Here is a 22,363-nt window from a genome sequence, read left to right on the forward strand (position 1 = left end):
CACCTTCCATGCGATGTGGGCCTCGCTGCGGAACATCGGCCGCAACGCCGAGTCCGGCGGCTACCGGCGCTACGCCTGGACCGGGGCCGACGCCGACTGCCGCCTCTGGTTCCGGATGCAGGCCGAGGCCCGCGGCCTCGACTGCGAGGTGGACCGCAACGGCAACCAGTGGGCCTGGCTCGGCGATCCCCTGGCCGGGGACGCCGTCGTCACCGGCTCGCACCTCGACTCCGTCCCGGACGGCGGCGCCTTCGACGGGCCGCTCGGGGTCGTGTCCTCCTTCGCCGCGCTCGATGAACTCCGCCGCAGGGGAGTGGAGTTCACCCGGCCGCTGGCCATCACCAACTTCGGTGACGAGGAGGGGGCCCGCTTCGGCCTCGCCTGTGTCGGCTCCCGGCTCGCCGCCGGACAGCTGACCGTCGAGGCCGCGCACCGGCTGCGCGACGGTGACGGCATCACGCTGCCGCAGGCCATGGAGGCGGCCGGGTACGACCCCGACGCCATCGGCCCGGACCCCGCACGGCTCGCCCGTATCGGTGCGTTCGTCGAGCTCCATGTCGAGCAGGGCCGCGCCCTCGACCTCACCGGCGACCCGGTCGGCATCGCCTCCGCGATCTGGCCGCACGGACGCTGGCGGTTCGACTTCCGGGGCGAGGCCAACCACGCGGGCACCACCCGGCTCGTCGACCGCCGCGACCCGATGCTCACGTACGCCGAGACCGTGCTCGCGGCCCGCCGGGAGGCGGAACTCGCCGGCGCCCTCGCCACCTTCGGCAAGATCGCCGTCGAGCCGAACGGTGTCAACGCCATCCCCTCCCTCGTGCGCGGATGGCTCGACTCCCGCGCCGCCGACCAGGACACCCTGGACACCGTCGTCGCCGGCATCGAGCGGGCGGCCCGGGAGCACGCCGGGCGGGCCGGGATCGACCTGGACGTCGTACGGGAGTCCTTCACCCCCGTGGTGGAGTTCCAGCACGCCCTGCGCGACGAGCTGGGCGTGATCCTCAAGGGCTCCACCATCCGGGACACCGGGCGCGACGTTCCCGTACTCGGCACCGGAGCCGGACACGATGCGGGTATTTTGTCCGCTTCGGTCCCTACGGCCATGCTGTTCGTACGGAACCCCACCGGGATCTCGCACTCGCCGGCCGAGCACGCCGCCGAGGACGACTGCGTGGCCGGGGTGATCGCACTCGCCGACGTACTGGAAGGTCTCGCGTGCCGATGACGACGGAAGCGACGGGCAAGCCCGTCACCGTGACGTACTGGCTGTCCCATGCCTGGCTCGGCACCCATGTCGAACCGGACGTCGTCCTGGAGGTGGCCGGCGGACGCATCGCAGGGGTGCGGACCGGCGTCGACTCGCCGCCGCCCGGCGCGACCGCGCTGCGCGGGCTCACCCTGCCCGGTCTCGCCAACACCCATTCGCACGCCTTCCACCGCGCCCTGCGCTCCACCGTCCAGGTCGGCTCCGGCACCTTCTGGACCTGGCGCGAGATCATGTACCAGGTCGCGTCCCGGCTCACTCCCGACACCTACTACGACCTGGCCCGGGCCGTGTACGCCGAGATGGCGCTGGCCGGCATCACCGCGGTCGGCGAATTCCACTATCTGCACCACGGGCCGGGCGGTGTCCCGTACGACAACCCCAATGCGATGGGCGAGGCCCTGATCGCGGCCGCCCGCGAGGCCGGCATCCGGATCACCCTGCTGGACACCGCCTACCTCGCCGCCGGATTCGGCCGCAGGCCCTCCCAGTACCAGAAGCCCGACCAGCACCAGCTGCGCTTCTCCGACACGACCGCCGACTCCTGGGCGGAACGCGCCGCCCTGCTCAAGGGCGACGAGCACGCCCTGATCGGTGCCGCGATCCACTCCGTGCGGGCGGTCCCCGCCGACCAGCTCACCACCGTCGCCCAGTGGGCGCAGGAGCGGCACGCCCCGCTCCACGTCCACCTCTCCGAGCAGACCGCGGAGAACGACGCCTGCCTCGCCGCGCACGGCCGCACCCCCACCCGGCTCCTCGCCGACCACGGGGTCCTCGGCCCGGGCACCACCGGCATCCATAACACCCACCTCAACGCCGAGGACATCGAACTCATCGGCTCGACCTCCACCGGCACCTGCATGTGCCCGACCACCGAACGCGACCTGGCCGACGGCATCGGCCCCGCGGCCGCCCTCCAGCGCGCCGGATCGCCGCTCTCCCTCGGCAGCGACAGCCACGCCGTGATCGACCTGTTCGAAGAGGCCCGGGCGATGGAGCTCAACGAGCGCCTGCGCACCCGGACCCGCGGTCACTGGACGGCCGCCGCACTGCTGCGCGCCGCCTCCGCCGACGGTCACGCCGCACTGGGCAGGCCGGAGGCGGGCATCCTCGAACCGGGCGCTCCCGCAGACCTCGTGACCGTGGCCCTCGACTCCGTCAGAACAGCGGGGCCGGTGCCACGCCTGGCAGCAGAAGCAGCGGTATTCGCCGCCTCCGCGGCCGATGTGCGCCACACCGTGGTCGCGGGCCGGCACCTCGTCCGCGACGGACATCACGCCTCGGTCGACGACGTCCCCGGAGCGCTCGCGCAGGCCATCGCTGCCCTGTACCACTGAGCACCCGGGCGGTGGCTCCAAGGCCGCCCACGCATAAGGAGAGCAGTCCCCCGATGACGACGACCGCCATCACCCACATCTCCGCACTGGTCACCAACGACCCCTCCCTCGGTGACAATTCCCCCCTCGGACTGATCCAGGACGCGGCCGTCGTCATCGAAGGCGACCGGGTCGTCTGGACCGGTGAATCAAGCAAAGCACCCGCCACTGACAACGCCGTCGACGCGGCCGGCCGGGCCGTGATCCCCGGCTTCGTCGACTCCCACTCCCACCTCGTCTTCGCGGGCGACCGGACGCAGGAGTTCAACGCCCGTATGTCCGGCCGCGCCTACAGCGCCGGGGGCATCAGGACCACCGTCGCCGCCACCCGCACCGCCACCGACGACGAGCTCTCCGCCAACGTCGCCCGCTACCTGGCCGAGGCACTGCGCCAGGGCACGACGACGTTCGAGACCAAGTCGGGTTACGGCCTCACCGTCGAGGACGAGGCCCGTGCCCTGCGCATCGCCGCCCGCCACACCGACGAGGTCACCTTCCTCGGCGCCCACATCGTCTCCCCGGACTATGCGGACGACCCGGCCGGATACGTCGGCCTGGTCACCGGTCCGATGCTCGACGCCTGTGCCCCGTACGCCCGTTGGATCGACGTCTTCTGCGAGAAGGGGGCGTTCGACGGCGACCAGGCCCGGGCGATCCTGACCGCGGGCCGCGCCAAGGGCCTCCACCCCCGGATCCACGCCAACCAGCTCGGGCACGGCCCTGGCGTCCAGCTCGCCGTCGAGCTCGACGCCGCGTCCGCCGACCACTGCACCCACCTCACCGACGCCGACGTCGACGCCCTGGCCCAGTCGCAGACCGTCGCCACGCTGCTCCCCGGCGCGGAGTTCTCCACCCGGGCGCCCTGGCCCGACGCCCGGCGCCTGCTCGACGCGGGCGCCACGGTCGCGCTGTCCACGGACTGCAACCCCGGCTCCTCGTTCACCTCGTCCGTGCCGTTCTGCATCGCCCTCGCCGTCCGCGACATGGGCATGACCCCCGACGAGGCCCTCTGGTCCGCCACGGCGGGCGGCGCGGCCGCACTGCGCCGCCAGGACGTCGGCCGGATCACCCCTGGTGCCCGCGCCGACCTGGTGATCCTCGACGCCCCCAGCCACGTCCACCTCGCCTACCGGCCGGGCGTACCGCTGGTCCACGAGGTCTGGCGCCGCGGTGAGCGCGTCGTGGCATCCCGCAGCAGCTGACCAGCCTCGGAAACGCGGAAGGACCTGCCCCCAGGCGGGGCAGGTCCTTGATCCGGCGGTCCCGCACGCGCGGCGGCGGCGCGGGGCGCTCGTTCACTCCTCCAGGGTCAGTCCCTTGCGGAGCTTGACCAGGGTGCGGGAGAGCAGCCGCGACACGTGCATCTGCGAGATGCCGAGCTCGTCGCCGATCTCCGACTGCGTCATGTTGGCGACGAACCGGAGCGAGAGGATCGTCCGGTCGCGGCCCGGCAGCGCGGCGATCAGCGGCTTCAGGGACTCGACGTACTCGATGCCTTCGAGGCCGTGGTCCTCGTAGCCGATCCGGTCGGCCAGCGCGCCCTCGTTCTCGTCCTCCTCGGGCTTGGCGTCCAGCGAGCTCGCGGTGTACGCGTTGCTCGCGGCCATGCCCTCGACGACCTCGTCGTGAGTGATGCCGAGGCGGTCGGCGAGCTCGCCCACGGTGGGCGCGCGGTCCAGCTGCTGGGCGAGCTCGTCGCCCGCCTTGGCCAGGTCGAGCCGCAACTCCTGCAGGCGGCGCGGTACGCGCACGGACCAGCTGGTGTCGCGGAAGAAGCGCTTGATCTCGCCGATGATGGTCGGCATCGCGAAGGTCGGGAACTCGACGCCGCGGCTGAGTTCGAACCGGTCGATCGCCTTGATCAGGCCGATGGTGCCGACCTGGATGATGTCCTCCATGGGTTCGCTGCGGGAGCGGAACCGGGAGGCGGCGAACTTGACCAGGGCCAGGTTCAGTTCGACGAGCGTGTTGCGTACGTAGGAATACTCGTGCGTGCCCTCTTCGAGGGTCTCCAGCCGGGCGAAGAGCGTCTTCGACAGGGCCCTGGCATCCAGCGCCCCCACCTCGGCGTAGGGCGGGATCTCGGGAAGTCCTTCGAGACCGGTCACGTCTTCCGCGCTGCGGTTGACTTCGGTACTGCTGGTGTCACTGCCACTGCTGGTGGTGCTGTTGCGCGTGCCGTCCAGGACGGCCGCAGCAGGGGAGTCTGATTCGGTCAGTCCCTGAGGACATGCCGACGTCGCGTCGTGGGTACGCGATGCGTCGAGCCGGGGTGACATGGTCTCCTCCATCGTTCTCGGCATATGGCTGCCGATGCCCATACGTGTTCCTGCGGTGAAGCGGCGCCTCCAAGCCGGCCGTGTTTCGGGTGTCCCCCTACCCTTACCCGGTCCTTGCAGCTCGTTACAAGCTCTAAATGGCACTATATGTCCGGTTTGTTGAGGTCTTCGGCTACCACGTGGCGCACGGAACGCGTACTGTTTTAACGACGTCAGCGACAGTTGCGACTCATCTGCACGTACATCGATGCAGACAGTGACGAGGCGAAGAGGGGCGGGCATGGACCGCGGGACGGTCGGCAGCGCGAACCGGGGTCGGCTTCAGGTCGAGACCCGGACCGAGGGCCGTAGTGAGGTTGTCACGCCGGTGGGTGAGCTGGATCACCACACGGCGGACCTGCTGCGCGAACCCTTGGAGCACGCGGTCGAGCAAGGGCGCACGCGCCTGGTGGTCGACTGCTCGCGACTCGAGTTCTGTGATTCCACCGGGCTCAACGTGCTGCTCGGTGCACGCCTCAAGGCGGAGGCCGCCGGGGGAGGGGTCCATTTGGCCGGAATGCTGCCCGTCGTGGCGCGGGTCTTCGAGATCACCGGAGCCGAGGCGGTCTTTACCGTCCATGACTCCCTCGAAGAGGCCCTGGCGACCTGATCGTGGCGCGTTTCGACGCCCCGGGCACCTCTTCTGTCGCCCGCGTCACGCTTTCCGCGTAGACGAAGTGGGTGTTGTCACCACAAAGCCGGGCAGGAGACACCCCGGCGAACCGTGGAAGACCTGCACGCTTCGTCTCCGTGCGATACCTGTAACGGTGTCCGCGTCAGTATTCGTATCTGTTCAATGGCGACATGGTGAATCGGTGAGGTGAACCGCTGATGAGCACCACCCGGCAGCATCCGCCGGGCGACCTCGGCCGCGAGCCGGAGGGCGCAGGCGTGGGTGCACGCGCCGACGCGGGCACGCGCGCGGACGCGCGTTCCGGCGTTCCCTCCGCCGCGTCCGTCGAGCCCGCGGAGAGGCAGTGGCGCACCCTGTCGCTGCGGCAGGTCAGCGGCATCGTGCCGACGGCCCGTGACTTCGCCCGCCAGGCGCTCCACGACTGGGGCTGGCTCCCCGCCTCGACCGCCGACCGCCGGGCCGCCGCCGAGGACGTCCTGCTGGTCGTCTCCGAGCTGGTCACCAACGCGTGTCTGCACGCGGACGGTCCCGACGAGATCCGCATCGCCCGCACGCCCAAGGCGCTGCGCGTGGAGGTCGCCGACGGCGGAGCGGGACAGCCCGCGCCCCGCACCCCGCACCGGGCGGGGCGTCCCGGCGGCCACGGCATGTTCATCGTGCAGCGGCTCTGCATGGACTGGGGAGTCGTACGCGTGCCGGGCGAACCCGGCAAGACCGTCTGGGCGGAGCTGTCCGCCCCGGCCTGACCCTCTCCCGCGGGGTTTCCTCTGCTCGCCCCCCTGGGCTCCTGAGTCCCGGGAAAGTCCCTCGAAGAGCGCGCCGGATCGGCGCGCTCTTTGTCTTCCCTCCACAAGGCCCCGGGCGTACCTTGAGCGCCCAATCTGATGTGTCGTCAGTTATGCGGGCCGCGCGGAGCGGCGCACGGCGACTCCCGGCATGAGGGGAACTCGAGGTGTCGTACCAGAAGCGAACAGCTCTCGCGCTGGCGTCCGGGCTGGCGGGCGCGGTGGTGCTGCTGGCCGCGCCCGCCGCCCACGCGACGGTCGTCGACGTCAACTACAAGTGCAAGACCCCGATCGGCGACAAGGCCGCCGTCTCGCCGATCGACATCAAGAGCGTGAAGAGCGGCAGCGGCTACAAGCTCACCATGTCCTTCCAGAAGGGCGTCTCCTCCAGCCCGGTCGAGCTGGGCAAGGGGGCGATGAACCCCAGCGCAGTGATCAAGGTGGGCGGCGCCGACCCGGGACAGGTCCAGGTATCCGGCCCGGCCAACGCGGCTGCCATCCCCGCCAACAGCCCCATCAAGATCAGCGACCTCTCGGGGACGTACACCCCGAAGAAGAGCGGCAAGGTCGACTTCACCGCCGGAGTGCTCACCATCAAGGCGCTCGGTACGACGACGACCTGCACCCCGGCGAACAGCCCGGGCCCCTCGCTCTCCCTCGACGTCACCGCCGCGGGCGGCGGGGCGACCACGCCGGACAGCGACGAGTCGCTGCCCAGGACGGGCCCGCTGGACTCGGCCGTGGCGCTCGGCACCCTCGGCGGCACGGTGCTCCTGACCGGAGCGGCCGGCGTCCTGTGGCTGACCAGGCGCGGGCAGCGGGCCACGGGCTGACCCCCGCGCGAACCGCCGCCGTCGCCGCCGCGGGCAGCAGCAGGCACCGGGCCCGCTCCCGCACGAACCGCACGCCGCCGTCATGCACCAGGGAGCCGCCCATGCCGCCGCTGACCGGTCACGCCGTCCGCCCCGCCCCGGTGCCCGCGGTCCGACCGCCGAACGCCCCGGTGCCCGCGGTCCGACCGCGGTCCGCCACGCGACGCGTCGCCCGGGCCCTGCCGCTGCTCGCCGCGCTGTGGTGCGCCCTCGCCACGGCGCCGGCGGCCGGTGCCACCGAGCACCCGGACGGCCCGGCGTGGACGGCGCGGCCCGCGGCGAGCGGCACCGGGCAGGAGGAGGGCAGGCCGTACTTCTACCTGGAGGGCCTGCCCGGGAGCGTCCTGGAGGACCGGCTCTCGGTCATCAACCCGGGACCGGAGCCGGTCACCGTACGGCTGCGCGGCGCCGACGCCTACAACACGGCCGACGGCGGCTTCGCGGTGCGCGGTGCGCGCGGCTCCACCGGGACCGGGGCCTGGCTGCGGACGGCGAGCGGCGAGGTGACGGTGCCCGGCCGGACCAGGGCCGACGTACCGGTCTCCTTCACCGTGCCCGAGGACGCGCTGCCCGGTGACCACCCGGGCGCGATCGTCGCCGAGAGCGGCGGCCGCTCGGTGGGCGTACAGGTCCAACTGCGGGTCGGCGGACCGACACTGGCCGCGCTCACGGTGGAGGACGTCACGCTGACCGGCGGGACCGTCCACTACACGCTGGTCAACCGGGGCAACGCGGTCCTCGTGCCCCGCTTGTCCGTCAGCGCGGACGGGGTGTTCGGGGCCCTGCCGCGGCGCGCCACCCGCGCCCTGCCCCTGGAACTGCTGCCGGGTCAGCGGGTCCGGCTCACCGAGCCATGGGGCGACGCCCCCGCCCTCGGCTCCGTCACCGTACGGCTCCGCGTCACGGCGGCGGGCGGGGCGCACGGCGAGGCGACCGCCTCGGCGGCCTACGTGCCCTGGGCGCCGGTGACCGGTGGCGCGCTGCTCCTCCTGGTCGCGGTCGCCGCCGGTGCGTACGGCCTCCGGCGCCGGCGAGCGACACGGCGGGGCACGCCCTACGACGACGGCGCCGTCCCGGCGCCGGACCCCGAACAGTACTGCGACAAGAGGCACTTGGTGAAGGCGGGAGCGGAATCGTGACGGGACGGACCGGACCGGCGGCACTCCGGAGCGGGCGGCGCGGGCGGGCGGGCGCCCTGCTCGCCGTACTGCTGGCCGCGCTACTGCCCGCCCTGCTGTTCACCGCGACCGGGGCCGGGGCCGAAGGGCGCACCGCGGCGGCACCGGAACCGGTGGTCACGCTCTCGCAGAAGCAGGCGGGCAAGGGCGGCGAGGTCACCGTCAAGGGCAGGGGATGGCGGCCCGACACCCTGCTCATGATGCTGATCTGCGGGCAGTCCACCCCCGCGCGCGGCGTGATCGGCGGCACCAACTCCTGCGCCAACGCGCAAGGTCGCGCCGTCACCACGGACGACAAGGGTGCCTTCACCAAGAAGATGCCCGTCGCCGAGCCGCCCGCGCCCTGCCCCTGCGTGGTCCATGTCGCCACGGTGACCAGCGAACAGGCTCTGGTTGACGCGGGGTTCGTGGTGGCGGGCCACCCCGTCGCCCCGCTTCCCAAGGAGACCGGCGACGGGAAGCTCGCCGTGCTCGCGGCCACCCGGCTGGAGGGTGACAGCGGACTGCTGACGTGGTTCGGCGCCCCGCCTTCTCGCCGGCTGGTGTTCACCGTCGGCAATCTGGGCTCCGCACCGGTCAAGGACCCGGTCTTCCAGGTCGGCACCGCGCACGGCGTCTACGCCGCCCAGTGGGAGGAGCGGCAGTGGCGCGGGACCGTCGAGCCCGGCCGCAAGGCCCGTATCGAACTGCCCGTCGAGCTGACGGCCGGCGCGCACGGCGACTACCAGATCTCACTGAAGTACGGCACGAAGGTGCTGGCCGAGCAGCCGTGGGGGGTCGGCCGCCCGTGGGGCGTGACGCTCTTCTGGATCCTGCTCTGCCTCGTCGTACCCGCGGCCGTCTTCCGTATCGGCATGGCGATCGTCGACAAGGCACGGCCGCGGCCCGGCCACGCCGGAGGCCGCCGGCGTACGTCCCCGCGCGCCGGAGCGACCGCGAGGTTCCCGAAGCTGCGGCGCGCCCCGGCTGCGAGCCCCGCGCCGTCCCCCGGCACCACCACGGCCGTGCTGCCGTGGTTCACCCCTGATTCCGCACCGTCAGAGCACGGACCGACGACGAAGGGACATTCGTGAGTACGCAACGCAGGACGGTCGCGGCGGGAGTCGCGATGATGATCGGCGGGGCGGGCATGCTGCTGGCCGCGAGCCCGGCCCAGGCCGCCGACATCTCGTACAAGACGGAGTGCATACCCCCGGCCATCTCCGGACTGCCGGCCGTCCAGGGCACCACCGAGGTGCGGCTGACCGCGCCCGCCGAGGCCAAGGTCGGGGACACCGTCGAGGTCGTGTGGAAGACGGTCAAAGCCGCCTCGAGCAACCCCGATGTCCTCGATCTCGAGAAGGACACCGTCAAGCCGACCGGCACCGTCAAGCTGGGCGGCGCCGCCACCGGGGACCTGAAGATGGAGGGGCCGCGCCAGAACCCGCCGATTCCCAAGAACAGCCCGATGATCCTGCCGGACATGAAGGGCTCGCTGAAGCTGGAGAAGGCGGGTGAGCTGACGCTGACGCCCGACGGGTACAACATCAACGTCTCCAAGCCCCTCTCCACGGACACCAAGTGCTCCCCGAAGGAGGCCGTCCGGCCGGGCGCGACGATCAAGGTCACGGACGGTGGCGGATCCACCACCGGCGGCACGACGGCAGGGGGAACGACAGCCGGCGGCACGACCGCGGGCGGCACCACCAGCGGGGGCACGACGACCACGGGAGGCGGCACGACCACCGGCGGCACGACCACCGGCGGCACGACGAGCGGCGGCACGACCACCGGCGGCAGCGGCGGGGCCACCGACTTCCCGGGCAAGGAAGTCGTCGTGAACTTCGCCTGCAAGGCGCCCGGCCCGCAGGAGGGCATCGCCTCCAAGGTGACGATCAACGCCAAGAAGACGGGCGGGAGCTACGCGCTCACGGTCAAGACCGCCAAGGGCGTGATGGACAGCCCGGCTCCGCTGCCCGCCGGTGCGCTCAAGCCGTCCATGAACATCGTCATCGGCGGTGCCGACAAGGGCTCCGTGACCGTCAGAGGGCCGGGGAACCCCGAGCCCCTGGAGACGGGCAAGCCGGTCAGCCTGCCCGACATGACCGGTACGTACAAGCCGGGCGCCTCCGGCAGGTCCACCCTCACCCCCGGCGCCCTCACGATCGACGTCATGCTGGGCGGCTCGAAGATCAACATCCCGTGCACGGTCAAGGGCACCCCCGAGGCGTCCCTCGTGCTCGACACCACCGCACAGGAGGGCGGCGCCTCCGGCGGCGGCGCGGCCTCCGGCGGCGCGGCCTCCGGCGGCGCGGCCTCCGGCGGCGCGGCGGCGGCGGGCGGCACGGCGTCCGGCGGCGGGCTCGCGGCCACCGGGGCAAAGGACAACGGCGCCCTGCGCGCACTCGGCCTGGTCGCCGGCACGGCGATCCTGCTGGGCGGGGCCGTGTTCACGTTCACCCCGTGGCGCCGGCTGCGCTCGGGCCGGTGAGCTGAACCGGGATTCCCGTGTGCGTACGAGAAACCCGTACGCACACGAAAAGGGCCGCCGCACCGTGGAAAGAAACGGTGCGGCGGCCCCTGGGACGCCTACGCGTGGAGCCGGAGGATCAGCTCGCGTCGCTCATGTGCTGCGTGACCTTCCTGCGGTACATCCAGATGCCGATACCGGCGATGACCGCCAGGACCGCCTCGAAGGCGACGGCCCCCGTGGTGTCCAGGTTGACGCCGACCGGCGTGGACGTGAGCAGACCCGTCAACGAGTCGCCCGCGGTCACCGCGAGGAACCAGACACCCATCATCTGGGAGCTGTACTTCGCCGGCGCCATCTTCGTGGTGACCGACAGACCGACCGGGGAGAGGCAGAGCTCGGCGACCGTCTGGATGAAGTAGATCGCCACCAGCCACATCGGGCTGACCCGGCCGCCGTTGGCCGCGGTGTCGATCAGCGGGATCATGAAGACGACGAAGGAGATGCCGATCAGCACGAGGCTGGAGGCGAACTTGACGGCGGTGCTCGGCTCCTTGCCGCGCTTGTTCAGCCACAGCCAGCCCGAGGCGACCACGGGGGCGATCGCCATGATGAAGATCGGGTTCAGCGACTGGTACCAGGACGTCGGGAAGTCGAACCCGAGCAGGCTGTTCGTCGTCGAGCCCTCACCGAAGATCGACAGGGTCGAGCCGTTCTGGTCGTAGATCATCCAGAAGACGGCGGCGACCACGAAGAACCAGATGTAGCCCGACAGCTTGGACTGCTCCGTGTTCGTCAGTTCCTTGTCGCGCTTCATGCGCACCAGGACCGCGACCGGGATGACCAGACCGGCGATGCTGAGCGGCACCGTGGCCCAGTCGGCGAAGTTGCCGGTGATGGCGAGCAGGCCGTAGAGGACCGCCGCGACGATCAGCCAGATGAGGCCCTTGCGCAGGACGGAGCGCTTCTCCTGCTCCGTCGCCGGAGTGGAGACGACGTCGCTCTCCGGGCTCAGGTGGCGGGTGCCGAGCAGGAACTGGGCGAGACCCAGGGCCATGCCGACCGCGGCGAGCGCGAAGCCGAAGTGCCAGTTGACGTTCTCGCCGATGCTGCCGATGGTCAGCGGGGCGAGGAAGGCGCCGAGGTTGATGCCGATGTAGAAGAGCGTGAAGCCACCGTCACGGCGCGGATCGTCCGGGCCCTTGTAGAGGTGGCCGACCATCGTGGAGATGTTCGCCTTCAGCAGCCCGGAGCCGAGCGCGACGAGGGCGAGACCCAGGAAGAAGGACGCCGAGTTGGGTACGGCAAGCGTGATGTGGCCGAGGATGACGACACCGCCGCCGATGGCGACCGTCTTGCGCGGCCCCCAGAAGCGGTCGGCCACCCAGCCGCCGGGCATGGCCAGCAGGTAGACCATCGCCATGTAGACGGAGTAGATGGCCGTCGCCGTGGTGGCATTCATGTGCATGCCGCCGGGCGCGATCAGGTACAGCGGGAGCAGTGCCTTCATGCCGTAGAAGCTGTAGCGCTCCCACATCTCGGTCATGAAGAGCGTCGCCAGGCCGCGGGGGTGGCCGAAGAAGGTCTTCTCGGCGACCGCGGTGCTCGCGGGGTCCTTCGTCAGGCTGGACGCCATGATCGATCCTTGCTTGCTCGGGACGCGTCGCCTCGTGAGCCGTACGCGCCCGGTGGGGGGAGGCCGGCACCGGCACGGGAACGCCACCGCGTCGGGATCCACGCCCGGAGCGCCTTCATCGGCGTACCGGGCCCGGCCCACAGGTCATTCACTGAAAAATCCGGACTGGCGGGTACCAGTCCTGCACAGGAAGAAGGACCCCAGGCGCTCAGAGCTGCCCAAAGGTCCTTGAGTAGTGCAACAGGCGTTGAAACACCATACGACACGACAGAGCGGCATATGGAAGGACTTGAGACATGGATCACAGGTTCAAGCGCAACCACACTCCCATATTCGAAGGCCTGGTCATGAACCGGCCGCAGACCCGCAGGGCTTCCGGATCACCTCACTCGTTGTCGTCCGCGCGGACTACCATCACCCCATGACCCGTGTACTGCTCGCCGAGGACGACGCATCCATCTCGGAGCCGCTGGCCCGCGCCCTGCGTCGGGAGGGCTACGAGGTCGAGGTCCGCGAAGACGGCCCGACCGCGCTCGACGCCGGCCTCCAGGGCGGTATCGATCTGGTCGTGCTCGACCTGGGACTGCCCGGGATGGACGGCCTGGAAGTCGCCCGCAGGCTCCGCGCCGAGGGCCACACCGTGCCGGTCCTGGTGCTCACCGCCCGCGCCGACGAGGTGGACACGGTCGTCGGCCTCGACGCCGGCGCCGACGACTACGTCACCAAGCCGTTCCGGCTCGCCGAGCTCCTGGCCCGCGTCCGGGCCCTGCTGCGCCGCGGCGCCACCGAGCCCGCCCCGCAGCCCGCCACCCACGGCGTCAGGATCGACGTCGAATCGCACCGGGCCTGGATGGGCGACGAGGAACTCCAGCTCACCGCCAAGGAGTTCGACCTGCTGCGGGTCCTCGTCCGCGACGCGGGCCGTGTCGTCACACGCGACCAGCTGATGCGCGAGGTCTGGGACACCACCTGGTGGTCGTCCACCAAGACCCTCGACATGCACATCTCCTGGCTCCGCAAGAAGCTCGGCGACGACGCCGCCAATCCCCGCTACATCGCCACCGTCCGGGGCGTCGGCTTCCGCTTCGAGAAGAGCTGACGTACAGAAGCAGTCATGCGCCGACGCCTGATCAACTCCACCCTCGCCGTGGTGCTCGTGGTGATCGCCGTCTTCGGCGTCTCCCTCGTCATCGTCGAGACCCGCACCATCAGCAGCAGCGCCCAGGAGAGCGTCGACTCCGAGGCGCTGCGGCTGATCAGCGTGATCGAGAGCCGGCTCCTGGGCGCCGAGCGGATCAACCCCGCCGTGCTGGCCGAGCAGATCGACGACACGCGATACGCCCTGATCAAGATGCCCGGCCGCGCCCCCATCGAGGTCGGCGACCGCCCCAGCGGCAGCGTGATCAGCGCCACCGAGGAGGGCGAACACGGCGAGAAGGTCACCGTCGAGGAGTCCCGCTCCTCCGTCACCCGCGAGGTCGGCCGCACCCTCATGATCATCGGCGCGGTGGCGCTGCTGGCCATCGTCTCCGCCGTGCTCCTGGCCGTACGCCAGGCCAACAAACTGGCCTCGCCGCTCACCGATCTCGCCGAGACCGCGGAACGCCTCGGGTCCGGCGACCCGCGCCCGCGCCACAAGCGGTACGGGGTGCCGGAGCTCGACCGGGTCGCCGACGTCCTCGACTCCTCGGCGGAACGCATCGCCCGGATGCTCACCGCGGAGCGCCGGCTCGCCGCCGACGCCTCCCACCAGCTCCGTACGCCGCTCACCGCGCTCTCCATGCGGATCGAGGAGATCTCCGTCACGGACGACCCCGAGACCGTGAAGGAGGAGGCGAACATCGCCCTCACCCAGGTCGAGCGGCTCACGGACGTCGTCCAGCGGCTGCTGACGAACGCCCGGGACCCGCGGACCGGCTCCGCCGTCGTCTTCGACCTCGACGAGATCATCAAGCAGCAGATCGAGGAGTGGCGCCCGGCCTATCGCAGTGAGGGCAGGGCCGTCGTCTGCTCCGGCAAAACCAGGCTGCGCGCCGTCGGCACGCCGGGGGCGGTCGCCCAGGTGCTCGCCGCCCTGATCGAGAACGCCCTCATGCACGGCGGCGGTACGGTCGCGCTGCGCACCCGCGTCACCGGCAACCAGGCGGTCATCGAGGTGACGGACGAGGGACCGGGCGTCCCCGCCGACCTGGGAGCACGGATCTTCGAGCGGACCATCAGCGGCCGCAACTCCACGGGCATCGGCCTCGCGGTGGCCCGCGACCTCGCGGAAGCGGACGGGGGCCGGCTCGAACTGCTCCAGCAGCAGCCCCCGGTCTTCGCGCTCTTCCTCAGCCAGGTGGCCCTGAACAGGGACGAACCGGAACGCCCGGTGAGGTGAGCCGTTACCGCCGAGCCGGGTCCGCGTCGACCCGCACGGCCGCGGCCGGCGCGGGGGCGGGGACGGAGACGGCAGGCCCCTGCGCGGGGTCCTGCGTGTTCACGGCGACGCCTTTGCCGGGCAGCGCGTCCTCGTCGGCCGGGGCAGCCTCGACGGGCGCCTCCTCGACGGGCAGCGCCCGGAAGACCCACGTGCGGTAGGACCAGAAGCGGAACATCGTCGCGATGCCGATTCCGACGATCTTGAAGACGTTGCTCTGGACCGGGGTGTCCCAGCCGAATCCGTACGTCGCCGCGTACAGCACACCCGTCTCGATGACCGCACCCACCACGCTGAACAGCAGGAACAGCGTCAGTTCCCGGGTCCGGCCGCTCTTGTCGCGGTCCCGGTACGTCCAGTAGCGGAAGCCGACGTAGTTGCAGAGGATCGCGACGAACGTCGCCAGCAGACCCGCCCGCACCGTAGGGATGTCGGTGTAGCGCCACAGCAGGTTGGAAACGGCGATATTGACGACCAGGCCGACCGCGCCGACCACGCCGAACTTGGCCACCTCCCGGGCCAGCAGATCCAGCCGGACCCGCAATGCGCCCCGTTCGCTCATGGTGATCGCTCAGCCCGTCTGTCGGTTCTGCTTCAGGTTCAGGTTCGGTTCCGTCAACCCAGCCATGCTAACCAGGCGGCCCGTCGGCTGCCTGTGAGTACGGGGACGGGTGTGGCGAGCCCCTCGTCCCGGGGCCCGCCCGGGGCATCGTCCGGCGACCCCGAAGGGTGCGGATACCCTGGAGGAGTGACGTTCCCGGTAGTCGGCATGGTCGGTGGCGGTCAGCTCGCCCGTATGACCCACGAGGCGGGCATCCCCCTCGGCATCAAGTTCAAGCTCCTCAGTGACACCGCTCAGGACTCGGCGGCCCAGGTGGTGAGCGAAGTCGTCGTCGGCGACTATCGCGACCTGGAGACGCTGCGCGCCTTCGCGCGCGGCTGCGACGTGATCACCTTCGATCACGAGCACGTGCCCACCGAGCACCTGCGGGCCCTGGAGGCGGACGGCATCCCCGTGCGCCCCGGCCCCGACGCGCTGGTGCACGCCCAGGACAAGGGGGTGATGCGCGCGAAGCTCACCGAGATCGGCGCGCCCTGCCCCCGCCACCGCATCGTGAAGGACCGGGCCGACGCCGCGGCCTTCGCCGAGGAGGTGGGAGGCTTCCCGGTCATCCTCAAGACCGTGCGCGGCGGCTACGACGGCAAGGGCGTCTGGGTGGTCCGCTCCGAGGCGGACGCGGCCGACCCCTTCCGGGCGGGCGTCCCCGTCCTCGCCGAGGAGAAGGTCGACTTCGTACGGGAGCTGGCGGCCAACATCGTCCGCTCGCCGCACGGCCAGGCCGTCGCCTACCCGGTCGTCGAGTCCATCCAGGTCGACGGCGTCTGCGACACGGTCATCGCCCCGGCCCCCGGCCTGAGCGAGCACCTCGCCGGCCGGGCCCAGCAGCTCGCCCTGCGGATCGCCGCCGAGCTCGGCGTCGTCGGCCACCTCGCCGTCGAACTCTTCGAGACCCGCGACGGGCACATCCTCGTCAACGAACTGGCGATGCGCCCGCACAACTCCGGGCACTGGACCCAGGACGGCGCGATCACCTCGCAGTTCGCCAACCACGTCCGGGCCGTCCTGGACCTCCCGCTCGGCGATCCCCGCCCGCGCGCCACCTGGACGGTCATGTCCAACGTGCTGGGCGGCGACTTCCCGGACATGTACCAGGCGTACCTGCACTGCATGGCCCGCGACCCGCAGCTCAAGATCCACATGTACGGCAAGGACGTGAAGCCCGGCCGCAAGGTCGGCCACGTCAACACCTACGGCGACGATCTGGCGGACGTGCGGGAGCGCGCCCGGCACGCGGCCGACTACCTGCGAGGAACGATCACCGAATGACCGCACAAGGCTCCGCCCCCGTCGTCGGCATCGTCATGGGCTCGGACTCCGACTGGCCCGTCATGGAAGCGGCGGCCAAGGCGCTGGACGAGTTCGAGATCCCGTACGAGGTCGACGTCGTCTCCGCCCACCGCATGCCGCGCGAAATGATCGCGTACGGCGAGAACGCCGCGGGCCGCGGCCTCCGGGCGATCATCGCCGGTGCGGGCGGCGCCGCCCACCTGCCAGGGATGCTGGCCTCCGTGACCCCGCTGCCCGTCATCGGGGTGCCGGTCCCGCTGAAGTACCTGGACGGCATGGACAGCCTCATGTCGATCGTGCAGATGCCCGCCGGTATCCCCGTCGCCACCGTCTCCATCGCCGGTGCGCGCAACGCGGGCCTGCTGGCCGTCCGCATGCTCGCCGCGCACGACGCCGAGCTGCAGACCCGTATGACGGAATTCCTCTCCGACCTGAACGACCAGGCCACCGAGAAGGGCAAGCGCCTGCGCAGCAGGGCCGGGAACCCCGACACCTTCGGCTTCGGAAAGTAGGAACCGTGACGGACCGACTGGACCAGGCACGGGAACTCCTCGCGGAGTACCCCGTCGTCGACGGCCACAACGACCTGCCGTGGGCCCTGCGCGAGCAGGTCAACTACGACCTGGACGCCCGCGACATCGCCACCGACCAGTCGGCCCACCTGCACACCGACATCCCCCGGCTGCGCGCCGGGGGAGTCGGAGCCCAGTTCTGGTCCGTGTACGTACGGTCCGACATGGCGGGCGGCACCGCCGTCGCCGCCACCCTGGAACAGATCGACGCGGTCGCCGAGCTGCTGGAGCGCCACCCCGCCGACCTGCGCCGGGCCCTGACGGCCGACGACATGGAGGCGGCCCGCTCCGAGGGCCGGATCGCCTCCCTGATGGGGGCCGAGGGCGGCCACTCCATCCACAACTCGCTGGGCACCCTGCGCGCCCTGCACACCCTGGGCGTCCGCTACATGACGCTCACGCACAACGACAACATCGCCTGGGCGGACTCGGCGACGGACGTCCCGGGCGTCGGCGGCCTCTCCCCGTTCGGCCACGAGGTCGTGCGGGAGATGAACCGCACCGGCATGCTGGTCGACCTCTCGCACGTCGCGGCGACGACGATGCGCGACGCGCTCGCCACCTCGGCCGCGCCGGTGATGTTCTCGCACTCCTCGGCGCGGGCGATCTGCGACCACCCGCGCAACATCCCCGACGACGTCCTCGCACAGCTCCCGGCCAACGGGGGCATCGCCATGGCGACCTTCGTACCGAAGTTCGTCCTGCCGGAGGCCGTCGCCTGGACGAAGGCCGCGGACGAGAACATGCGCGCCCAGGGGCTGCACCACCTGGACACCACCGAGCGGGCGATGAAGATCCACGCCGCGTTCGAGGCGGCGAACCCGCGCCCGATGGCGACCGTGGCCACGATCGCCGACCACCTCGACCACATGCGCGAGGTCGCGGGCGTCGACCACATCGGCATCGGCGGCGACTACGACGGCACCGCGTTCCTCCCGCAGGGCCTCGAGGACGTCTCCGGCTACCCGAACCTGATCGCGGAGCTCCTGGGCCGCGGCTGGTCCACCGCCGACCTCGCCAAGCTCACCTGGCAGAACGCCGTACGCGTGCTGCGCGCAGCCGAGGACGTGGCCCGGGACCTGCGGACCCGCCGCGCCCCGTCCCACGCCACGATCGAGCAGCTGGACGCCCCGGGGGCCTGAGCCCCCGGGGCGTGCGTGTCAGCCGGCGCAGAGACAGAACGGGTGCCCCGCCGGATCGGCGTACACCCGGAAGGTCCGCTCGCGGTCCTCCGCGTCGAGCACGGTCGCGCCCAGCGCCAGCACCTCCTTCTCGGCCGCGTCGAGATCCGGCACGGTCAGATCCAGATGGAACTGCTGCGAGGCATCCGGACGCGGCCACCTCGGCGGTACGAAACCGGGCGCGGCCTGGAAGGCGAGCGGAGCGCCGGTGACTCCGGTGAGGTCCACCCAGTCCTCGTGCTGCTCGGCCTCGCCGCCGAGCAGCCCGGCGTAGAAACCGGCCAGGGCGACGGGGTCGGGGCAGTCCAGGACGACGGCACCCAGCTTGGCTACGGCCATGACGTTCTCTCCTCGGGCAGATGCGGGCATACGTGGAGACAGGTGGTTACCGGTAAGACGCTCCAACCGGTCACCGTTACTGCATACTCCCGCAATGGAGGTAACGTCGCAACCATGAATGAGAGGGATTCCGCGCCCGGCGGACTCGCGCTGATCGAAGCCCTGGTCAACACCCTGAGCGTCGACACCGGTGCGGACGCCCTCGACACGGCCGCCGCGCGCGCCGCACTCGACGTCGCCGAGCCGGACCTCCCGGCGGCCCGCGTCCTGCGCGAGGCCCTGCGCGCCGCCTGCCTCGCCCATGCCGGCCACCACCCGCCCGAGGCCCGCCCGGTGTCCGTGCTCGACCGGCTGCTGGCCGGTGCGCCGCTGCGCGTCATGGTGGACGAGGACGGCGCGGCCTCACTGCGCCCCGTGGAGGAGCCGCCCGGGCTGACCGCCCGCGTCGCCGCGGCGATCGCCGCCGCGTCGGCCGACGGCACCTGGGCCCGGCTCAAGGCGTGCGAGGCGGCGGACTGCCGCTGGGTGTACTACGACCGCAGCCCGGGCGGACGCCGCCGGTGGTGCTCCATGTCGGTGTGCGGGGCCCGCGCGAAGATGCGCACGTACCGCGCGAAGCGGGGCTGAGCGCGGGGCCGTGCACGTACCGCGCGAAGGACGCGGCTGAGCGCGGGGCCGTGCCGGCCCCGGCGCCCGCTCGGACTCAGGCCTTCGGCCGCCCCATCGCCCGGTACGTCCACCCGGCCTCGCGCCACACCACCGGGTCCAGGGCGTTGCGCCCGTCCAGGATGATGCGGCGGCCGGCGACCTCGCCCAGCGCCTCCGGGTCCAGCTCGCGGAACTCGCGCCACTCGGTGAGGTGCAGCACCACGTCCGCGCCGCGCACCGCGTCCAGAGCGGTGTCGGCGTAACCGAGGGTGGGGAAGAGCCGCCGGGCGTTGTCCATGCCCTTCGGGTCGAACACCGTGACCTGGGCGCCCTGGAGATGGATCTGCCCGGCGACGTTCAGGGCCGGGGAGTCGCGTACGTCGTCCGAGTCCGGCTTGAACGTCGCACCCAGCACGGCGACCCGCTTGCCGAGGAAGGAGTCGCCGCCGACGGCCTCCCGGGCCAGCTCCACCATGTGGCCGCGGCGGCGCATGTTGATGGAGTCGACCTCGCGGAGGAAGGTCAGCGCCTGGTCGGCGCCCAGCTCACCGGCGCGCGCCATGAAGGCACGGATGTCCTTGGGGAGGCAGCCGCCGCCGAAGCCGATTCCGGCCCGCAGGAACTTCTTCCCGATGCGCTCGTCGTGGCCGATCGCCTCGGCGAGCTTCACCACGTCGCCGTCGGCGGCCTCGCAGACCTCCGCCATGGCGTTGATGAACGAGATCTTGGTGGCGAGGAAGGAGTTGGCGGAGGTCTTCACCAGTTCGGCGGTCGGGAAGTCCGTCACCACGAACGGGGAGCCCTCCGCGACCGGCCCGGCGTACACCTCGCGCAGCGTCTTCTCGGCGCGCTCGCTCTCCACGCCGACGACGATCCGGTCCGGGTGCAGGGTGTCGTTGACGGCGAAGCCCTCGCGCAGGAACTCAGGGTTCCAGGCCAGCTCGGCGCCCTCGCCCACGGGGGCGAGCTCGACGAGCCGCGCCGCGAGCCGGGCCGCGGAGCCGACCGGCACGGTGGACTTGCCGACGACCAGGGCGGGCCGCGTCAGCAGCGGGGCGAGGGAATCGAAGGCGCTCTCCACGTAGCTCATGTCGCACGCGTATTCGCCGTGCTTCTGCGGCGTATTGGTGCAGACGAAATGCACATCGCCGAATTCCGCCACCTCTTCCCACGAGGTGGTGAACCGCAGCCGCCCGGTGGACCCGTCGATGCCCGCGACATGCCTCTTCAGGATCTCTTCCAGCCCCGGCTCGTACATGGGCACCTTGCCGGCGGACAGCAGCTCGATCTTCTCGGGCACGATGTCGAGGCCCAGGACCTCGAAGCCCAGTTCCGCCATGGCCGCGGCGTGGGTGGCGCCGAGGTAGCCGGTGCCGATCACAGTGATCCTGAGGGCCATGTAGTGCTCCTGTGAGGTGCGGACAGACGTGCGGTGAACGAGCATAGTCCTGCCCTTGAAACGTCCCATTCCGGCTGTCGTGAAGCTCACGGCCCCAGCCCGTATGCCTGCGCCGGGGAACACGCCTAAAATTGGGTTACTTAACGGTAGTTAGCATCTTGGGGAGTGAGCGTCTTGGCGGGTTCGACCGATTTCGACCTGTACCGTCCGGCCGAGGAGCACGACATGCTCCGTGAGACGGTGCGCGCGCTCGCCGAGGCGAAGATCGCCCCGTTCGCCGCCGCGGTCGACGAGGAGGCCCGCTTCCCGCAGGAGGCCCGGGACGCCCTCACCGCCGCCGACCTGCACGCGGTCCACGTCCCCGAGGAGTACGGCGGCGCCGGCGCCGACGCGCTGGCCACGGTCATCGTGATCGAGGAGGTGGCCCGTGCCTGCGTCTCCTCCTCCCTCATCCCCGCGGTGAACAAGCTCGGCTCGCTCCCGGTGATCCTGTCCGGTTCCGAGGACCTGAAGAAGAAGTACCTGGGCCCGCTCGCCAGGGGCGACGCGATGTTCTCGTACGCGCTCTCCGAGCCGGACGCGGGTTCCGACGCCGCCGGCATGAAGACCCGGGCCGTGCGCGACGGTGACTTCTGGGTGCTCAACGGCGTGAAGCGCTGGATCACCAACGCGGGCGTCTCCGAGTACTACACGGTCATGGCGGTCACCGACCCGACGAAGCGCTCCAAGGGCATCTCGGCCTTCGTCGTCGAGAAGTCGGACGAGGGCGTGTCCTTCGGCGCCCCGGAGAAGAAGCTCGGCATCAAGGGCTCCCCGACCCGCGAGGTCTACTTCGACAACGTCCGCATCCCCGCCGACCGCATGATCGGCGAGGAGGGCACCGGCTTCGCCACCGCGATGAAGACCCTGGACCACACCCGCATCACGATCGCGGCCCAGGCGCTCGGCGTCGCCCAGGGCGCGCTGGACTACGCCAAGGGCTACGTCCAGGAGCGCAAGCAGTTCGGCAAGCCGATCGGCGACTTCCAGGGCGTCCAGTTCATGCTCGCCGACATGGCCATGAAGCTGGAGGCGGCCCGCCAGCTCACCTACTCGGCCGCCGCCAAGTCCGAGCGCCTCGACGCCGACCTCACGTTCTTCGGCGCCGCGGCCAAGTGCTTCGCCTCCGACGTCGCGATGGAGATCACCACGGACGCCGTCCAACTGCTCGGCGGCTACGGCTACACGCGGGACTACCCGGTGGAGCGGATGATGCGCGACGCGAAGATCACCCAGATCTACGAAGGCACGAACCAGGTCCAGCGCATCGTGATGGCCCGCAACCTGCCGTAACGGCAAGCGGCCCCCTGCGCCCGCACCCGGAACCTTCCGGGTGCGGGCG

At 71.3% G+C, this 22,363-nt stretch carries 21 protein-coding genes; 16 read left to right on the forward strand and 5 right to left on the reverse strand.

What is annotated here, in order from left to right:
• Window positions 1-13 precede the first annotated feature (13 nt).
• The 3 genes from ABTX18_RS21980 to hutI are packed head-to-tail and all read left to right on the forward strand — an operon-like array spanning window position 14 to window position 3,845.
• Window positions 14-1,228: an allantoate amidohydrolase gene (locus ABTX18_RS21980; RefSeq protein WP_352124464.1), complete on the forward strand. Its 1,215-nt coding sequence runs from the start codon at window positions 14-16 to the stop codon at window positions 1,226-1,228.
• Window positions 1,225-2,604, forward strand: a complete 1,380-nt coding sequence (locus tag ABTX18_RS21985) for a formimidoylglutamate deiminase (protein ID WP_352124398.1) — start codon at window positions 1,225-1,227, stop codon at window positions 2,602-2,604. Before ABTX18_RS21980 ends, ABTX18_RS21985 begins: the two co-directional genes overlap by 4 nt.
• A gap of 53 nt (window positions 2,605-2,657) precedes the next feature.
• Window positions 2,658-3,845, forward strand: coding sequence for an imidazolonepropionase (gene hutI / locus ABTX18_RS21990; protein ID WP_352124399.1), 1,188 nt, complete (start codon window positions 2,658-2,660; stop codon window positions 3,843-3,845).
• Between the two features lie 93 nt (window positions 3,846-3,938).
• Here hutI and ABTX18_RS21995 read toward each other — a convergent pair whose 3' ends face one another.
• The gene (locus ABTX18_RS21995; RefSeq protein WP_352124465.1) at window positions 3,939-4,922 is read right to left on the reverse strand and encodes an RNA polymerase sigma factor SigF; all 984 of its coding nucleotides are present in this window, start codon (window positions 4,920-4,922) and stop codon (window positions 3,939-3,941) included.
• A 280-nt stretch (window positions 4,923-5,202) separates the two neighbouring features.
• On the opposite strand from ABTX18_RS21995, the gene ABTX18_RS22000 reads away from it, so the two are divergent.
• The 6 genes from ABTX18_RS22000 (at window position 5,203) to ABTX18_RS22025 (ending at window position 10,900) form a co-directional block, all read left to right on the forward strand.
• A complete protein-coding gene (locus tag ABTX18_RS22000) occupies window positions 5,203-5,571 on the forward strand; it encodes an STAS domain-containing protein (protein ID WP_352124400.1) in 369 nt (122 codons plus the stop codon).
• Window positions 5,572-5,792: 221 nt separating this feature from the next.
• Window positions 5,793-6,341 carry an ATP-binding protein gene (locus ABTX18_RS22005; protein ID WP_352124401.1) on the forward strand — a complete coding sequence of 183 codons (549 nt, stop codon included), beginning with the start codon at window positions 5,793-5,795 and terminating at the stop codon, window positions 6,339-6,341.
• 206 nt (window positions 6,342-6,547) lie between these two features.
• Window positions 6,548-7,213, forward strand: coding sequence for a peptidase (locus ABTX18_RS22010; RefSeq protein ID WP_352124402.1), 666 nt, complete (start codon window positions 6,548-6,550; stop codon window positions 7,211-7,213).
• Window positions 7,214-7,314: 101 nt separating this feature from the next.
• The gene (locus tag ABTX18_RS22015; RefSeq protein ID WP_352124403.1) at window positions 7,315-8,391 is read left to right on the forward strand and encodes a COG1470 family protein; all 1,077 of its coding nucleotides are present in this window, start codon (window positions 7,315-7,317) and stop codon (window positions 8,389-8,391) included.
• Window positions 8,388-9,503: a hypothetical protein gene (locus ABTX18_RS22020; RefSeq protein ID WP_503061183.1), complete on the forward strand. Its 1,116-nt coding sequence runs from the start codon at window positions 8,388-8,390 to the stop codon at window positions 9,501-9,503. Before ABTX18_RS22015 ends, ABTX18_RS22020 begins: the two co-directional genes overlap by 4 nt.
• A 38-nt stretch (window positions 9,504-9,541) precedes the next feature.
• Window positions 9,542-10,900 (forward strand): hypothetical protein, encoded by a 1,359-nt coding sequence (locus ABTX18_RS22025; RefSeq protein ID WP_352124467.1) that lies wholly within the window; start codon window positions 9,542-9,544, stop codon window positions 10,898-10,900.
• A 118-nt stretch (window positions 10,901-11,018) separates the two neighbouring features.
• Here ABTX18_RS22025 and ABTX18_RS22030 read toward each other — a convergent pair whose 3' ends face one another.
• Complete coding sequence (locus ABTX18_RS22030; protein WP_352124404.1) at window positions 11,019-12,515, reverse strand: peptide MFS transporter; 1,497 nt, start codon at window positions 12,513-12,515, stop codon at window positions 11,019-11,021.
• Between the two features lie 421 nt (window positions 12,516-12,936).
• Between ABTX18_RS22030 and ABTX18_RS22035 the strand changes: the two genes are divergently transcribed.
• Window positions 12,937-13,614 (forward strand): response regulator transcription factor, encoded by a 678-nt coding sequence (locus tag ABTX18_RS22035; protein ID WP_018524728.1) that lies wholly within the window; start codon window positions 12,937-12,939, stop codon window positions 13,612-13,614.
• Between the two features lie 15 nt (window positions 13,615-13,629).
• The gene (locus ABTX18_RS22040) at window positions 13,630-14,895 is read left to right on the forward strand and encodes a sensor histidine kinase (protein WP_352124405.1); all 1,266 of its coding nucleotides are present in this window, start codon (window positions 13,630-13,632) and stop codon (window positions 14,893-14,895) included.
• Between the two features lie 4 nt (window positions 14,896-14,899).
• Here the strand turns inward: ABTX18_RS22040 and ABTX18_RS22045 are convergent, their stop codons facing one another.
• On the reverse strand, window positions 14,900-15,496 hold the full coding sequence (locus ABTX18_RS22045; RefSeq protein ID WP_352124406.1) for a GtrA family protein: 597 nt from the start codon (window positions 15,494-15,496) through the stop codon (window positions 14,900-14,902).
• 111 nt (window positions 15,497-15,607) lie between these two features.
• On the opposite strand from ABTX18_RS22045, the gene ABTX18_RS22050 reads away from it, so the two are divergent.
• The 3 genes from ABTX18_RS22050 to ABTX18_RS22060 are packed head-to-tail and all read left to right on the forward strand — an operon-like array spanning window position 15,608 to window position 18,557.
• Complete coding sequence (locus ABTX18_RS22050; protein WP_503061184.1) at window positions 15,608-16,822, forward strand: 5-(carboxyamino)imidazole ribonucleotide synthase; 1,215 nt, start codon at window positions 15,608-15,610, stop codon at window positions 16,820-16,822.
• Window positions 16,819-17,355: a 5-(carboxyamino)imidazole ribonucleotide mutase gene (gene purE / locus ABTX18_RS22055; RefSeq protein WP_352124408.1), complete on the forward strand. Its 537-nt coding sequence runs from the start codon at window positions 16,819-16,821 to the stop codon at window positions 17,353-17,355. The genes ABTX18_RS22050 and purE overlap by 4 nt, the downstream gene beginning before the upstream one ends.
• 5 nt (window positions 17,356-17,360) lie before the next feature.
• Entirely contained in the window at window positions 17,361-18,557 is a 1,197-nt protein-coding gene (locus tag ABTX18_RS22060) for a dipeptidase (RefSeq protein ID WP_352124409.1), read from the forward strand.
• 18 nt (window positions 18,558-18,575) lie between these two features.
• Here ABTX18_RS22060 and ABTX18_RS22065 read toward each other — a convergent pair whose 3' ends face one another.
• On the reverse strand, window positions 18,576-18,935 hold the full coding sequence (locus ABTX18_RS22065) for a VOC family protein (protein ID WP_352124410.1): 360 nt from the start codon (window positions 18,933-18,935) through the stop codon (window positions 18,576-18,578).
• A 114-nt stretch (window positions 18,936-19,049) separates the two neighbouring features.
• Here ABTX18_RS22065 and ABTX18_RS22070 point away from each other — a divergent pair, with 114 nt between their 5' ends.
• On the forward strand, window positions 19,050-19,562 hold the full coding sequence (locus ABTX18_RS22070; protein WP_352124411.1) for a CGNR zinc finger domain-containing protein: 513 nt from the start codon (window positions 19,050-19,052) through the stop codon (window positions 19,560-19,562).
• Window positions 19,563-19,638: 76 nt separating this feature from the next.
• Here the strand turns inward: ABTX18_RS22070 and ABTX18_RS22075 are convergent, their stop codons facing one another.
• Window positions 19,639-20,982, reverse strand: coding sequence for a UDP-glucose dehydrogenase family protein (locus ABTX18_RS22075; protein WP_352124412.1), 1,344 nt, complete (start codon window positions 20,980-20,982; stop codon window positions 19,639-19,641).
• A gap of 174 nt (window positions 20,983-21,156) precedes the next feature.
• Here ABTX18_RS22075 and ABTX18_RS22080 point away from each other — a divergent pair, with 174 nt between their 5' ends.
• Window positions 21,157-22,314: an acyl-CoA dehydrogenase family protein gene (locus ABTX18_RS22080; RefSeq protein WP_352124468.1), complete on the forward strand. Its 1,158-nt coding sequence runs from the start codon at window positions 21,157-21,159 to the stop codon at window positions 22,312-22,314.
• Window positions 22,315-22,363: the final 49 nt, after the last annotated feature.

The sequence above is a fragment of the Streptomyces sp. NPDC096323 genome, assembly GCF_040302845.1.
GTDB lineage: Bacteria > Actinomycetota > Actinomycetes > Streptomycetales > Streptomycetaceae > Streptomyces.